15 protein-coding genes are annotated in these 12,846 nt (G+C 64.0%); 10 read left to right on the top strand and 5 right to left on the bottom strand.

Features of this window, described 5'->3' with window-relative positions; all coding sequences use genetic code 11:
* Nucleotides 1–22: 22 nt before the first annotated feature.
* On the bottom strand, nucleotides 23–1,198 hold the full coding sequence (locus tag QX071_RS09545) for an MFS transporter (RefSeq protein WP_315701069.1): 1,176 nt from the start codon (nucleotides 1,196–1,198) through the stop codon (nucleotides 23–25).
* A 63-nt stretch (nucleotides 1,199–1,261) separates the two neighbouring features.
* Here QX071_RS09545 and QX071_RS09540 point away from each other — a divergent pair, with 63 nt between their 5' ends.
* Both QX071_RS09540 and QX071_RS09535 read left to right on the top strand, forming a co-directional pair.
* A complete protein-coding gene (locus QX071_RS09540; RefSeq protein WP_315701070.1) occupies nucleotides 1,262–2,062 on the top strand; it encodes a helix-turn-helix transcriptional regulator in 801 nt (266 codons plus the stop codon).
* 84 nt (nucleotides 2,063–2,146) lie between these two features.
* The gene (locus QX071_RS09535) at nucleotides 2,147–3,493 is read left to right on the top strand and encodes a malonyl-CoA decarboxylase (RefSeq protein WP_315701071.1); all 1,347 of its coding nucleotides are present in this window, start codon (nucleotides 2,147–2,149) and stop codon (nucleotides 3,491–3,493) included.
* Between the two features lie 212 nt (nucleotides 3,494–3,705).
* Here QX071_RS09535 and QX071_RS09530 read toward each other — a convergent pair whose 3' ends face one another.
* The 3 genes from QX071_RS09530 to QX071_RS09520 are packed head-to-tail and all read right to left on the bottom strand — an operon-like array spanning nucleotide 3,706 to nucleotide 5,849.
* Entirely contained in the window at nucleotides 3,706–3,972 is a 267-nt protein-coding gene (locus QX071_RS09530) for a DUF3297 family protein (RefSeq protein WP_315701072.1), read from the bottom strand.
* The gene (locus QX071_RS09525) at nucleotides 3,969–4,445 is read right to left on the bottom strand and encodes a glutathione peroxidase (RefSeq protein WP_315701073.1); all 477 of its coding nucleotides are present in this window, start codon (nucleotides 4,443–4,445) and stop codon (nucleotides 3,969–3,971) included. Before QX071_RS09525 ends, QX071_RS09530 begins: the two co-directional genes overlap by 4 nt.
* 3 nt (nucleotides 4,446–4,448) lie before the next feature.
* On the bottom strand, nucleotides 4,449–5,849 hold the full coding sequence (locus tag QX071_RS09520) for an amidase family protein (RefSeq protein ID WP_315701074.1): 1,401 nt from the start codon (nucleotides 5,847–5,849) through the stop codon (nucleotides 4,449–4,451).
* 226 nt (nucleotides 5,850–6,075) lie between these two features.
* Here QX071_RS09520 and QX071_RS09515 point away from each other — a divergent pair, with 226 nt between their 5' ends.
* Both QX071_RS09515 and QX071_RS09510 read left to right on the top strand, forming a co-directional pair.
* Nucleotides 6,076–7,182: a lactonase family protein gene (locus QX071_RS09515; protein ID WP_315701075.1), complete on the top strand. Its 1,107-nt coding sequence runs from the start codon at nucleotides 6,076–6,078 to the stop codon at nucleotides 7,180–7,182.
* Nucleotides 7,183–7,268: 86 nt separating this feature from the next.
* Complete coding sequence (locus QX071_RS09510) at nucleotides 7,269–7,706, top strand: group III truncated hemoglobin (RefSeq protein WP_315701076.1); 438 nt, start codon at nucleotides 7,269–7,271, stop codon at nucleotides 7,704–7,706.
* A gap of 27 nt (nucleotides 7,707–7,733) precedes the next feature.
* Here QX071_RS09510 and QX071_RS09505 read toward each other — a convergent pair whose 3' ends face one another.
* A complete protein-coding gene (locus QX071_RS09505) occupies nucleotides 7,734–7,991 on the bottom strand; it encodes a DUF6894 family protein (RefSeq protein ID WP_315701077.1) in 258 nt (85 codons plus the stop codon).
* 302 nt (nucleotides 7,992–8,293) lie between these two features.
* Between QX071_RS09505 and pqqA the strand changes: the two genes are divergently transcribed.
* The 6 genes from pqqA to pip all read left to right on the top strand — a co-directional run bounded on the left by pqqA (nucleotide 8,294) and on the right by pip (nucleotide 12,790).
* Nucleotides 8,294–8,374, top strand: coding sequence for a pyrroloquinoline quinone precursor peptide PqqA (pqqA, locus tag QX071_RS09500; RefSeq protein WP_012029362.1), 81 nt, complete (start codon nucleotides 8,294–8,296; stop codon nucleotides 8,372–8,374).
* A 202-nt stretch (nucleotides 8,375–8,576) separates the two neighbouring features.
* Nucleotides 8,577–9,506: a pyrroloquinoline quinone biosynthesis protein PqqB gene (pqqB, locus tag QX071_RS09495; protein WP_315701078.1), complete on the top strand. Its 930-nt coding sequence runs from the start codon at nucleotides 8,577–8,579 to the stop codon at nucleotides 9,504–9,506.
* Nucleotides 9,507–9,526: 20 nt separating this feature from the next.
* On the top strand, nucleotides 9,527–10,282 hold the full coding sequence (gene pqqC, locus QX071_RS09490) for a pyrroloquinoline-quinone synthase PqqC (protein WP_409997789.1): 756 nt from the start codon (nucleotides 9,527–9,529) through the stop codon (nucleotides 10,280–10,282).
* A 6-nt stretch (nucleotides 10,283–10,288) separates the two neighbouring features.
* A complete protein-coding gene (gene pqqD, locus QX071_RS09485; protein ID WP_315701080.1) occupies nucleotides 10,289–10,600 on the top strand; it encodes a pyrroloquinoline quinone biosynthesis peptide chaperone PqqD in 312 nt (103 codons plus the stop codon).
* Entirely contained in the window at nucleotides 10,597–11,808 is a 1,212-nt protein-coding gene (pqqE, locus tag QX071_RS09480; protein ID WP_315701081.1) for a pyrroloquinoline quinone biosynthesis protein PqqE, read from the top strand. The genes pqqD and pqqE overlap by 4 nt, the downstream gene beginning before the upstream one ends.
* Nucleotides 11,801–12,790, top strand: a complete 990-nt coding sequence (pip, locus tag QX071_RS09475; RefSeq protein WP_315701082.1) for a prolyl aminopeptidase — start codon at nucleotides 11,801–11,803, stop codon at nucleotides 12,788–12,790. The genes pqqE and pip overlap by 8 nt, the downstream gene beginning before the upstream one ends.
* Nucleotides 12,791–12,846: the final 56 nt, after the last annotated feature.

Here is a 12,846-nt window from a genome sequence, read left to right as displayed (position 1 = left end):
CGAGGAGCCGAAGGCGACGTTCTCAATTCGTGGGCGCGGGCACCCTGATCTCAGGCGGCAGGATCAGCGCCGCTGCGACCGCGAACAGGCAGAGGCCGGCGAAGGCGTGCAGCATGGTCGAAAAGCCGCCATGCTCATGGAGCCAGGCGACCAGACCGACCGAGGCGCCCGCGGCGGTGAAGCCGACGAAATAGCGCACCGCATAAGCGCGCGAGCGCCATTCTTCCGATGTGTACTTGCCGACCATGGCGTCATTGACCGTAACCTGGCCGAACGCGCCCATCACGATGCCGACCGAGACCAGGATCAAGGCCAGATCGGTGAAATCGGCGGCGAGATAAAGCAGCGGCGCCAGCACGACCGACAGCGGCAGCGCCACCGCCTTCAGCGCATGCCGGTCCAGCAGCCGCCCGATCGTGTATTGGGTCATCGCGCCGAACACATAGACCCCGGCCGCGATCAGGCCCAGCAGCGCCGGGCTCTGCGTCAGGCCGGCGAGCCGCTCGGCGAACAGCTTCGGCAGCGCCACCGTGACCGCATTGAAGGTGGTCGAGATCGCGATGACGACCATCAGCAGCGCGACGACGACCCGCCACATGTGCTCGCGCGCGACCCGCGCCTGCGCCGCCGCCTGCCGCGCGCCGCGACGGTCCTCATGCGTCACGGCGCATGCGAAGGCGACGCCGATCAGCATCGTGAGAACGCCCGGAACGATGAACGCAAAGCGCCAGCCGAGATATTCGCCGATCACGCCCGTCACCAGCGCCGACGAGGCCACGCCGAGATTGCCCCACACGCCGTTGATCCCCATCTCGCGCCCCAGTCTCTCCGCATAGGAGACGATCATCGCGGTGCCGACCGGATGGTAGATCGAGGCGAACAGGCCGATGGCGAGCAAGGCTGTGCCGAGCTGCACCGGCGTCCGGACCAGCCCGACCGCGACCATGGACGCGCCGATGCCGAGATAGAAGATGAGCATCATATGACGGCGGCTCCAGCGGTCGCCGAGCCAGCCCGTCAGCAGCGATCCGGCGCCGAAGGCGATGAAGCCAGGCGTGGCGTAAGGCAATAGTTCCGCATAGCTCATGTCGAGGGCCGGGCCCATGATGACGACCGCGGCGGCAAAAATCAGCATCGCATAGTGATCGATGAAGTGACCGGCATTGACAAAGCCGATCACCCGGCTCGGATGGTTCATGGGGCTGGCGCTCATGTTGTCTTGAAATCGATTATAGTCGCTTGCCCTGACGGGATGCCGCCAATGACCATCGTCGAAACGCCAATCCGCCCTCTTGTCGCCGACCGCCGCGCCGTGCAGGCCGGGGTTCACCTGGTCGCCCGCAGCTACAAGAAAGGCATGCGGCTCGCGCCGCATATGCACCGCGAGGCACAGCTGGTCTATGCCGCGAGCGGCACGATGCAGGTCACGACACCGAAAGGCCGCTGGCTGGTGCCCCCCGACCGCGCGGTCTGGGTGCCCGCGCACCACGCACATGCGATCGACATGTTGTCCGATAGCGAAATGCGGACGATCTTCTTCGACGGCGATTTGCTGCAGGGCCATATGCGCAAGCCGCGGCTCAGCAAGGAATTCGTGGTGCTGGTGTCGCCGCTGTTGCATCATGCGATCCTGGCGCTGTTCGAAGACCGGAAAGACCGCGAACGCGCCGACCTGCTGGTCCGGCTGGCGATGCTGGAATTGCGCCGCACCGAGGATTCCGCGACCTTCATTCCGCTTCCGCAGGAGCCGCGCTGCCGGCGCGCCGCCGACATCGTGCTGGCCACGCCGGCGATGACGCATGAAATCGAGACGCTTGCACGCAAGGTCGGCACATCCGCACGCACGCTGTCGCGGCTGTTTGCCGCAGAGACCAAGCTGAGCTTCAAAGCCTGGTGCCGACGGGCGCGGATCGCCACCGCCATCGAACGGCTGTCGACCGAGCGTCATCTCTCGATCAAGGCGCTGGCGTCCGATCTCGGCTATGCCAGCATGCCGGCCTTTTCACACGCCTTCCGGCAAGTGACCGGCAAGTCGCCGACAGATTTCGTCCGACGACTTTGACCAATTCTTATACTTGATTGTGACAAGCTTTGCCATAAATCCATGTAAGATCGACCTTCTCCGCGGGGGATTCGACGAGATCAGATGGCCAACGCTTTTTTCACCGACCTGCTCACCACAATCTCCGAGCGTGGCCGCACGTTTCTTCGCCGCGGCGGATCGCCAGCCGAAAAACACGATGCAGAGAGCCTGGCCGAGCTCTGCCAGGCCCTGCTATCGGGGGCCGGCGAAGCATCCGGCACCGCGATGGCCCGCGACGTGCTCGACGGCTACCATGATCTCGATGCCGATGGACGCAAGGCGTTCTTCACGGCGCTGGTGCATGAATTCGGACCTGACAAGGCCAAGCTCACCAAGGCCATCGAGAACTGGCGCGCGCATCCGACCGACGAGGACGCCAGCGAGTTGCATTTCGCCTCCGAGCCGCGGCGGCAGGAATTGATCCGCCGGCTCAACCGTGCGCCGGGCGGGACCGGCGAACTGGTCGCGATGCGGACCGATCTGCTCGGCTTGACGAAGGCCACCCCCGAGCTCGTGGCGCTCGATCGGGATATCGTCCATCTCTTGAGCTCTTGGTTTAACAGGGGGTTTCTCGTGTTACGCCGGATCGATTGGTCGACACCTGCCAACATCCTGGAACAGATCATCCGCTACGAGGCCGTGCACGAAATTCATGACTGGGACGATCTGCGCCGCCGCATCGACCCGGCCGATCGCCGTTGCTACGCCTTTTTCCATCCGGCACTGCCGGATGCGCCCTTGATTTTCGTCGAGGTGGCGCTGACCGAAACGATACCCGGCGCAATCTCGCCGCTGCTCGCGGTCGATCGTCAGCCGGTCCCGATCGATCGCGCGCGCACCGCAGTGTTCTACTCGATTTCCAATACCCAGCGCGGGCTCGGCGGCATTTCCTTCGGCAACTTCCTGATCAAGCAGGTGGTCGAAGAGCTCCGGCGCGAGCTGCCGAAGCTCGACACGTTCGTGACGCTGTCGCCGGTGCCGGGCTTCATGGGCTGGCTGAAGCAGACCACCGAGGTCAGCGATGAAGACCGTGCGGTGCTCAAGCTGCTGGACGAGCCCAAATGGTTCGAGGATCCCGAGATCGCTGCGCAATTGCGCACGGTGCTGGAGCCGATCGCCGCCTATTATTTCCTGAAAGCGCGCACGCCCAAGGGCAAGCTGATCGACTCCGTCGCGCGCTTCCATCTCGGCAACGGCGCGCGGTTGGAGCGCATCAACTGGCTCGGCGATCTCTCGGCCAAGGGTTTGCGCGAATCCGCCGGCATCATGGTCAACTATCTCTACCGCCTCGACGATATCGAGAAGAACCACGAGGCCTACGCCAATGAAGGCGAGGTGGTCGCCTCCAGCGCGGTGAAGAAGCTGATCAAGACGGAAGGTCGCAGGCTTCTGGACATGCGGCTGTCGTAAGCGGTCGCAGCATCGGCGCGGCAGTGGCCCGCCTAGCCGATGGACGGGAAGAGGCAGGTCTTCCGAAGGGCTCCATGCGATGACGCCGTTGCAGGGAGCATCGGCGACGAGGCAATCCAGATGTCTCGTGTGGTTCCTGGATTGCGCCGCCGAGCTTGTCATCCGGCCGCGCTTCGCGCGGACCGGGTCGCTCGCAATGCCGCCTGAGCGCGTCAGGACGAGCTCAGATCCCTGAAATACGGCTCGACCGGCCCGTGCACCTTGATGGTGAGCGGATTGCCGTGACGATCCTTGGCATTGCCCGCGGTCACGCGGACCCAGCCCTCGCTCACGCAATATTCCTCGACATTGGTCTTCTCGACGCCCTTGAAGCGGATGCCGACGTCGCGGGCCAGAACCTCCGCATTGTAGTACGGGCTCTTCGGATCGACCGACAAACGGTCCGGCAGTTCGTTCGCAGTGGTCTTCGTTTCGCTCACAACAGCGCCTCGATCTCTTTCTTCAATGCCTCAGGCTTGGTGGTCGGCGCATAGCGACCCACCACCTGCCCCGACCGGTCGACCAGGAATTTGGTGAAATTCCATTTGATCGCCGAACCCAATAGCCCGCTCTTCTCACGTTTCAGGAACTTGAACAGCGGATGCGCGGCCGCGCCGTTGACGGCGACCTTCGCAAACAGCGGAAACGTCACGTCGTACTTGCCCGCGCAAAACGCGCCAATCTCCTCTGCGGTGCCCGGCTCCTGGGCGCCGAACTGGTTACAGGGAAATCCCAGCACGGCAAAGCCCCGGCTCGCATACTCCCGGTAAAGTGCTTCGAGGCCGCGATATTGCGGCGTGAAGCCGCAGGCGCTCGCGGTGTTCACGACCAGCAACACCTGCCCCTCGAAGCGCTTCAGCGGCACCTCTTCACCACTGAGCGACGCCGCGGTGAAATCGTAGATGCTCGGCATCAGCTAGCCCACGGGATCGATCGGCATGGGTGGGGTTCCGCCAGCCTCGATCGCCTCGCCGGCGGCAAGGCACAAATCCTCCCGGAAGCGCTGCGACACGAGCTGCACGCCGACCGGGAGGCGCCCGACCAGGCCGGTCGAGACCGTCAGGGCCGGAACGCCGAAAAACGGGATCGCGATCTGGGTCAGCTGTGCGTGCCAGACTCGCTGGAACGATTCTTCGTCCTTGCGATCGAGCTGATCTGCGAACGGCAGTTCACCCGAGACCGGCATCAACAGCACCGGATGTTGTTCGAGGAACAGCAGCCACTCGCGGGTCAGCGTCGCCCGGCGGGTCAGCGCCCTGGAAAGCTCGGTGGAGTCGAACGGAAACACCTTTGCACGGTTGCCGCGCAGGCAGGCCAGCGCGCCGGGATCGCCTTCCTTCTCGGCGAGAGCGAGTTGCGCCTCATAGCCGTCACCGAGCCAGAGCTTTGTCTGCAGAATCGCGGCCTCCTGCATCGGCGGGGTGTCCTTGATCTCCTCCACCGTCCAACCCGCCCGCTCCAGCCGCTGGCCCGCATCGCGCACCGCGGCCTGCACCTCCGGCACCGGATTGAGCCCATCCGGATTGACGCAGAGCGCCACGCGCTTCGGCATCGGCGGACCTTCCAGCGGCACCGGCATCCACCAGGGATCGCGCACATCGCGCGCGGACATGGCTGCCAAGGCAAGCCGGACGTCCTTGATGGTACGCGCCAGGGGGCCGGAGACGGCACTGATCTGCGGTCCGATCGGGCGTTCCGGAAGGGAGGCGTTGAACGCGGGAATGCGCCCGACGGTCGGACGCAGGCCATGAATGCCGCAGGCATAGGCCGGGTAACGGACGGAGCCGGCAATGTCGGTGCCGTGGCCGATATGGCCGATGCCCGCGGCTGTCGCCGATCCCGCACCGCCCGAGGAGCCGCCCGGCGTGATCGCCGGATCACGCGGATTCTTGGTGTCGCCGTGGACGAGGTTGCTTGTGAACCAGCGGTAGGACACCGCCGGCGTATTGGTCCGGCCGAGCAGCACGGCCCCCGCCTTGACCAGGTTCTCCACCACCGGATTGTTGCTCTTGGCGATCGCGTCCTTCTGCAGCTTCAACCCATTGGTGGTGGCGAAGCCGGCCTGATCGACATTGACCTTGATCGTGACCGGCACGCCGGCCAAGGGGCCCGGATCTTCGCCGCGCGAAAGCGCCGCGTCGATGCTCTCGGCCTGTCGCAGCACCTGCTCGGGACGATGGTCGATCACCGCGTTGACCTTCGGATTGACCGCGCCGAGACGCGCCAGCGCCGACGTGGCCGCTTCCTTGGCGGAAACCTGCTTGGACTTGATGAGGGCGGCGAGGTCAGCGGCCGAAAGGCGCCAGAGGTCGGTCATGGGCAACTCCGTGATGTGGTCCGCTTTTAGCGCCGGAGCGGCGGAGGAACCAGCGCCGTGCCCTGCCCGTCCCGGCACACGGCCATGCGTGGAAGAGATGGGCGCCCGCCCGTCCGGCCTCCCTCCCGACCAATGCTAATTCTGAATTGATTCATACGACATCGATCTTGGCCAGCACCGACAATCGAGACTAAGAATCCGCAACTAAATTACGGGGGGGAACAACATGCTCGGATCGGGCACCGTCGTAGCAACGACGTTGATGATCGCCGCGCTCGCGACCGCACTGGCGCCGCGTATGTCCAGCGCCGAAACGTTCGCCTATATCGGCAATGCCGACAGCAACGATATCAGCGTATTCCGGCTCGATTCCGGTACGGGAGAGATGACGCCGGTCCAAACCGCGGCCTTCCCTGCTATCGAAACGCCCGGCTCATCGACGCCGCTGGCGATCAGCCCCGATCGTCGCACGCTGATCGCAGGCATCCGCTCCAAGCCCTTCCTGGCCGTGAGCTTCGCGATCGATCCCATAAGCGGGCACCTGAGCCATCTGGGTAACGGCCCGCTGGCCGACAGCATGGCCAATATCGCCTTCGACCGGTCCGGCAGGTTCCTGTTCAGCGCCTCTTATGGCGGCAACAAAGTCGCGGTCAACCCGGTGCAGGCGAACAGCGTCGTTGCCGCGCCTGCACAGGTGATTCCGACCGGGCTGAACGCGCACGCATTCCTGCCTGCGCCCGACAACCGCTTCGTGTTCGTGACCAATCTCGGCTCCGACCAGGTGCTCAGCTTCACCTTCGACGCGAGCTCCGGGGCGCTGACGCCCAACGCGGCGGGGACGATCAAAACGCCGGAAAAATCAGGGCCACGCCACTTCATCTTTCACCCGAACGGCAAGTTCATCTATCTCTTGCACGAGCTGAACGCCGATCTCGCGGTCTATGCCTACGATGCCGACAAAGGCACCTGGCGCGAGGAGCAGCGCACCTCCGTGCTGCCGCCGGGCTTCTCAGGAAAACCCTGGGCGGCGGATCTGCACGTGACCGCGGACGGCCGCTTTCTCTATGCCTCGGAGCGGACCTCGAACACGTTGGCGGCCTTCAAGGTCGACGCCTCGACCGGCCATCTCACCACGATCGGCAGCGTTCCGACCGAGACCCAGCCGCGCGGCTTCAACATCGATCCGAGCGGCCGTTATCTTGCAGCCGTCGGCGAGGTCTCCAACGGCATGACTGTCTACGGTATCGATCAGACCAGCGGAGCCTTGCGCAGGTTGAAGTCCTATTCCGTAGGCAAGAAGCCGAACTGGGTGGAGTTCGTCAGCCTGCCGTAAACGGCGGCGGAATCAGGGAACCAACGGCCGACTGAGGCACCGATTGGCCATTTCAATGCACGTTGTGGCTGCTTATATACAGCGCCATGACCGCCAAGCCCACGACCACCCCCTCCCGCCACCCGCTCGCCGTTCAACATCCGGAACTTGATGAGGGATCCATCCGGCTCCTGGTCGAGACCTTCTATGGTCGCGCCCGGCAGGATGAACTGATCGGCCCGATCTTCAATACGACGGTACAGGACTGGGACGAGCATATCGGCAAGATCGCCGATTTCTGGTCATCGATGCTCTTGAAGACCGGCCGCTACAGCGGCGCCCCCATGCGCCCACACCTGCTGCTGTCCCTGCAGGGCGCGCATTTCGACCGCTGGCTCAAACTGTTCGAAGCCACGGCGCGCGAGCTGTTCTCGCCCGAGATCGCCGAGATCTTCATTCTGCGCGCCCGACGCATCGCCGACAGCTTCGAGATGGGGATCGCAACCACGCGCGGAGAGATCATCCAGCCGCGGCATTCGGTCTGAGCGACGGGTCGGCAAGGGGCCACAGCCTCAGTGCCGCGTCATCGATCGGGCGGGCACGTCGAAGATCGCCTCCGAGAACGGAAATTCCAGGACGATGTCGCCTTCCTCGTCCGTCACCTCGATGACGGCCGAGAGGAGCGCCGCGTTGGCGCCTTCCGTGCGCAGCAGCTCCCGGATCATGTCGCGCGCGACTTCCCAGGCGCGGTCGGGATTGCGCAGCAGCTCACCATCGGTATCGGAGACCAGCTCGTCGCCAATCCGGGTGTTGAAGAAATATCGGGGCATGGACAGATTCCAATCGGGTCGCGCGTTGAGATAGAAAGCTCCAAGAACTCACAACTGCCTTATCCGGGCGGTTCCCCGCAGCCTAGGAGGAGAACCGGACGCGGTTGCGAAGCGATCGATCACGAATTCGTTGTATTGACAGCCCTGCTTTCCCGACATTGCCACTCGTTCTCCTCTGCCACGTCGCACTGCAATAAATAGGCCGACCGGTTCAAACGAAAAAGATTCCACTGGCGAACTTTTCATGGCGCGGTAGTTTATCGTTGAGGACGAAAATCGTCCCGATCGAAAAGGAGAGGACAATGGCCTGGAAAGCCCCCAAGATCGTTGAAGTGCCGGTCGGCATGGAAATCAACATGTATGCCTGCGCCGCTCGCAAATAATTTGCGAGTGTGACGTCAACACCGTGAGGGTGGACGCCGAAGGTCAGCGCATTGGCGAAACCCAAGGCACGGGATCGGGCGTTCACCCTCGGCTTCTTCGCCGCTTCGCCCCGTCCCGCCGGTTACGGCTTGCGGATGCGCCTGAAGCCATTATCCGAAGCCCCGCATTGAAGTCCCTCGTTTGACTTCCAGGAGACGGATTATGCTGCGCGTCGTCGTCCTGGGCGCCGCTGCCGGCGGCGGAGTGCCGCAATGGAATTGCGGCTGTGCGGTATGCCAGGCCGCCAGGACTGATCATCCTGAGATCCGGAATAGCCAGGCCTCGATCGCGGTGAGCGCCGACGGCGAGCATTGGTTCCTGGTCAATGCGTCACCAGACCTGCGCCAACAGGTTACCGATACACCGCAGCTTCATCCCAAGCCGGGCGCGCTCCGCCACAGCCCGATCGCCGGCGTGATCCTGACCAATGGCGAGATCGATGCGGTCACCGGCCTGCTGTCGATGCGCGAGAGTTCGCCCTTCACGATCTATGGGCATCCCAAGGTGCTTGCGATCCTGAAATCGAACAGCATCTTCGATGTGTTGAAGGAAGAGAACGTCCGGCGGGTACCGATCGAGGTTGATGCCGCCTTCGCCCCGCAATTGCCGGACGGCACCCCATCCGGGCTCGAAATCCTGCCCTTTGCGGTATCGGGTACCAGCGCCTGGTATCTGCGCGGGAAGGAGCATCCGGGGGGCAGCGCATCGACCGGCGACACGCTGGGCCTGAAGATTGCGGACAAGGCCAGCGGCCAATATTTCTATGTCATCGCCGCCTGCGCCGACGTGGACGATGCCCTGAGGCAGCGGCTGAAGGGCGCGCCGCTGGTGTTCTTCGACGGCACGGTATGGCGGGACGACGAAATGATCCAAGCCGGTCTTGGCAACAAGACCGGGCAGAGCATGGGGCATATCGCGATGTCCGGAGAAAGCGGCGCAATCAAGTCGCTGGCGGACATCGGGATCGGCAGGAAGCTTTTCCTGCACATCAACAACTCAAATCCGGCGTGGCTCCACGCCTCACTCGAGCGGCAGACATTGGAACGCGAGGGATGGGAAATCCCCGCTCAAGGGATGGAGATCTTGCTGTGAGTGATGTGAATTTGAGTGAAATGACCGCGCTGTCGATCGGCAACAATGTGAGGCTGAACAGCGCCGGCGAATTGGAGGCCGCGCTCCGCCATATCGGCGCGACCCGCTATCACAACCTGCATCCGTTCCATAAGCTCTTGCATGGCGGCAAGCTCAACAAGGGCCAGGTGCAGGCCTGGGCGCTGAACCGCTACTACTATCAGAGCACGATCCCGATCAAGGATGCAGTGGTGATCTCGCGCTTCCGCGATCGCGCTACCCGGCTGGAATGGCGGCACCGGATCGAGGATCATGACGGCGACGTCGGCAGCGAGGGCGGGATCGAACGCTGGATCAAGCTGACGGAAGGCCTCGGGCTCGACACCGCTTACGTCGAGTCGACCGAAGGCATCCTGCCCGCGACGCGTTTTGCGGTCGAGGCCTATGTACATTTCTGTCGCGACCGGTCGCCGCTCGAAGCGATCGCCTCCTCGCTCACCGAACTGTTCGCGCCCAGCATCCACGAGGAGCGCATCGCCGGCATGCTCGAGCACTACAATTTCGTCAACCACGACACGATGAGCTATTTCAAGCGCCGGCTGACGCAGGCGCCACGCGACGCCAACTTTGCGCTGCATTACGTGAAGGAGCACGCGACCACGCCCGAGCAGCGCGCCGCGGTCTGCAACGCGCTGATATTCAAGACCAACGTGCTCTGGGTGCAGCTCGACGCGCTCTATCACGCCTATGTCGACGGCCATATTCCGCCCGGCGCCTTCGTGCCGAAAGAGGGCTGAGACGCCATGGCAGCACCACGCAACATCCAAGTCACCGAAGTAAGCCGCGTGGTGCTGCCGCGTCACACCAAGCTGAGATACGACGAGACGCGGCAGGTGTGGGTGATCCTGGCGCCGGAACGGGTGCTGGCGCCGGACGAGATCGCGGTCGAGGTGCTCAAGCTCTGCGACGGCGCACGCGACGTCGCAGCGATCGTGAACGAGCTTGCGGAAAAATACGCCGCACCGCGCGACATGATCGCCACCGATGTGGTCGCCATGCTGCAGGATTTGGCTGACAAGGGATTTTTGACCGAGGTTCGGGAGAAGACGCTATGACCGAACTGACAGACGTGCATCCGCGGACCGACAGCAATGACGGGTTGACCGTGCTGGAACAGCGCCGCTCGGTCGCGGAGACCTATGGCATTCCGCTTGCGGTGCTGGCCGAACTGACTCACCGTTGCCCGCTGCAATGCCCCTATTGCTCCAACCCGCTGGAGCTCGACCGCGGCGCAAGCGAGCTCACCACGGCTGAATGGAAGAAGGTGCTGTCCGAGCTCGCCGAGATCGGCGTGCTGCAGATACATTTCTCCGGCGGCGAGCCGACCGCGCGCAAGGACCTGGTCGAACTGGTGCAGCATGCCAACGATGTCGGGCTCTACACCAATCTGATCACCTCTGCGGTGCTGCTGACGCGCGAGCGGCTGCAGGCGCTGGCCGACGCCGGGCTCTGCCACGTTCAGATCAGCTTCCAGGCCTCGGAGGCTCCTCTTGCCGATCGCGTTGGTGGCTACAAAGGCGGCCACGCCAAGAAGCTCGAAGTCGCGCGCTGGACGCGCGAGCTCGACCTCCCGCTCACCGTCAACGCGGTGATGCACCGGCAGAACCTGCACCAGCTGCCCGACATGATCCAGATGGCGATCAATCTCGATGCCGACCGGCTGGAAGTCGCCAATGTGCAGTATTACGGCTGGGCCTTGAAGAACCGCGCCAGCCTGATGCCGACCTACGCGCAACTCGAAGAAACCGATCGCCTGGTTGCCGAAGCGCGCGAACGGCTGAAGGGCGTCCTCACGATCGACTACGTGGTGCCGGACTACTACGCGCTGCGGCCGAAGAAATGCATGGGCGGGTGGGGCCGCCAGTTCTTCAACATCTCGCCTTCCGGCAAGATCCTGCCCTGCCACGCCGCCGAGAGCATTACCGGACTCGAGTTCGAATCCGTGCGCTCGAACCATTCGATCGCCTGGATCTGGCAGAATTCGGAGGCCTTCAATCGCTATCGCGGCACCGGCTGGATGAAGGAGCCGTGCAAGAGTTGCGAATTCCGCGAGATCGATTTCGGCGGCTGCCGCTGCCAGGCCTTTGCGCTCACCGGGGACGCCGGCAACACCGACCCGGCCTGCACCTTGTCGCCGCTGCACGAGAGCATTTTCAAGCAGGCCGAGCGCGACGCGGCTTCCGGCCAGGACCGCTTCCTCTACCGCAATTTTGCCGGCGGCAGCTGGGAAGGCGATCCGGCCGAGCACAACGACAATGCCTGACGCCGAGGCCGGCAAAGCTTCGGCGCGCCGCGCTGATCCCTTCGCACCGCTGACTTCGGAATGGCTGCAGGTCTCCGGCGGCCACGAGATCTATGTCGAAAGCGTCGGCCGCGTCGGCGGCATTCCGGCGGTGTATCTGCATGGCGGCCCCGGTTCCGGCTGCCAGCCCGATCACCGCCGCCTGTTCGATCCCGAGCGTTTCCATGCCGTGCTGTTCGATCAGCGCGGCGCCGGGCGCAGCCGGCCGGCCCGCAGCCGCGACAACAACACCCTGCCCGATCTGATCGCAGACATGGAGTTGATCCGCGAGAAGTTCGGTTTCTCGCGGTGGATCGTGGCCGGCGGGTCCTGGGGCGCAACCTTGGCGCTGGCCTACGCGCAGGCGCATCCGAGCCGCGTCGCGGGACTGGTGCTGCGGGCGACGTTTCTGGGCACAAGGGCCGAGGTGGAAACCGCGTTCGGCGAGACACTGGCCCGGTTCTACCCGGCCCTGCATCGCGACTTCCTCGAAGTGCTTCCCGAAGCCGAACGCGGTGCGCCCTGCGCGGCCTATTGGCGGCGTATCCTCGATCCAGATCCGGCCGTCCATGCGCCCGCTGCACGCTCCTGGCATGACACCGAGCGTGCGCTTTCGGAAGTGAGACCCGCCCGCTTCAGGCTCGATCAAGCGACGCTGCGCGCGACCGGTCCGCTGCCGGCGACAGCCTTCATGGAGGCGCATTACTTCCAGAACGACTGTTTCATGGCGCCGGACCAATTGCTGCGCGAAGCCGGCAGGCTCACCGGCATCCCCGGCATCGTCGTGCAGGGCCGCTACGACCTGCTCTGCCCGCCCGCGACCTCCGCGGCGCTCGCCGACCTGTGGCACGAGGCCGAAATCCGTGTCATCGAAGCCGCAGGTCACAATCTTTATGATCCCGGCATCCGCGATGCGGTCATGAAATCGATCGCCGATATGGCGTCTCGCACGGCTGCGCCTTAAACACGTCGCCATCACCTCGTCCTGAGGAGCGATGCGGAGCATGGCGTCTCGAAGGA

The organism is Bradyrhizobium sp. SZCCHNS1022 (genome assembly GCF_032484835.1).
Classification (GTDB): Bacteria; Pseudomonadota; Alphaproteobacteria; order Rhizobiales; family Xanthobacteraceae; genus Bradyrhizobium.
Note: the sequence above shows the minus strand (reverse complement) of the source record. Positions and strands in the feature narration are given on the sequence as shown.

What these genes read in the sequence shown, in the direction of transcription:
- QX071_RS09515 (WP_315701075.1), top strand. Translation starts at nt 6,076, where the DNA reads ATGCTCGGATCGGGCACCGTCGTAGCAACGACGTTGATGATCGCCGCG.
- pqqA (WP_012029362.1), top strand. Translation starts at nt 8,294, where the DNA reads ATGGCCTGGAAAGCCCCCAAGATCGTTGAAGTGCCGGTCGGCATGGAA.
- QX071_RS09535 (WP_315701071.1), top strand. Translation starts at nt 2,147, where the DNA reads ATGGCCAACGCTTTTTTCACCGACCTGCTCACCACAATCTCCGAGCGT.
- pip (WP_315701082.1), top strand. Translation starts at nt 11,801, where the DNA reads ATGCCTGACGCCGAGGCCGGCAAAGCTTCGGCGCGCCGCGCTGATCCC.
- QX071_RS09540 (WP_315701070.1), top strand. Translation starts at nt 1,262, where the DNA reads ATGACCATCGTCGAAACGCCAATCCGCCCTCTTGTCGCCGACCGCCGC.
- pqqD (WP_315701080.1), top strand. Translation starts at nt 10,289, where the DNA reads ATGGCAGCACCACGCAACATCCAAGTCACCGAAGTAAGCCGCGTGGTG.
- pqqE (WP_315701081.1), top strand. Translation starts at nt 10,597, where the DNA reads ATGACCGAACTGACAGACGTGCATCCGCGGACCGACAGCAATGACGGG.
- QX071_RS09505 (WP_315701077.1), bottom strand. Translation starts at nt 7,991, where the DNA reads ATGCCCCGATATTTCTTCAACACCCGGATTGGCGACGAGCTGGTCTCC.
- QX071_RS09520 (WP_315701074.1), bottom strand. Translation starts at nt 5,849, where the DNA reads ATGACCGACCTCTGGCGCCTTTCGGCCGCTGACCTCGCCGCCCTCATC.
- QX071_RS09525 (WP_315701073.1), bottom strand. Translation starts at nt 4,445, where the DNA reads ATGCCGAGCATCTACGATTTCACCGCGGCGTCGCTCAGTGGTGAAGAG.
- pqqC (WP_409997789.1), top strand. Translation starts at nt 9,527, where the DNA reads ATGACCGCGCTGTCGATCGGCAACAATGTGAGGCTGAACAGCGCCGGC.
- QX071_RS09510 (WP_315701076.1), top strand. Translation starts at nt 7,269, where the DNA reads ATGACCGCCAAGCCCACGACCACCCCCTCCCGCCACCCGCTCGCCGTT.
- QX071_RS09545 (WP_315701069.1), bottom strand. Translation starts at nt 1,198, where the DNA reads ATGAACCATCCGAGCCGGGTGATCGGCTTTGTCAATGCCGGTCACTTC.
- pqqB (WP_315701078.1), top strand. Translation starts at nt 8,577, where the DNA reads ATGCTGCGCGTCGTCGTCCTGGGCGCCGCTGCCGGCGGCGGAGTGCCG.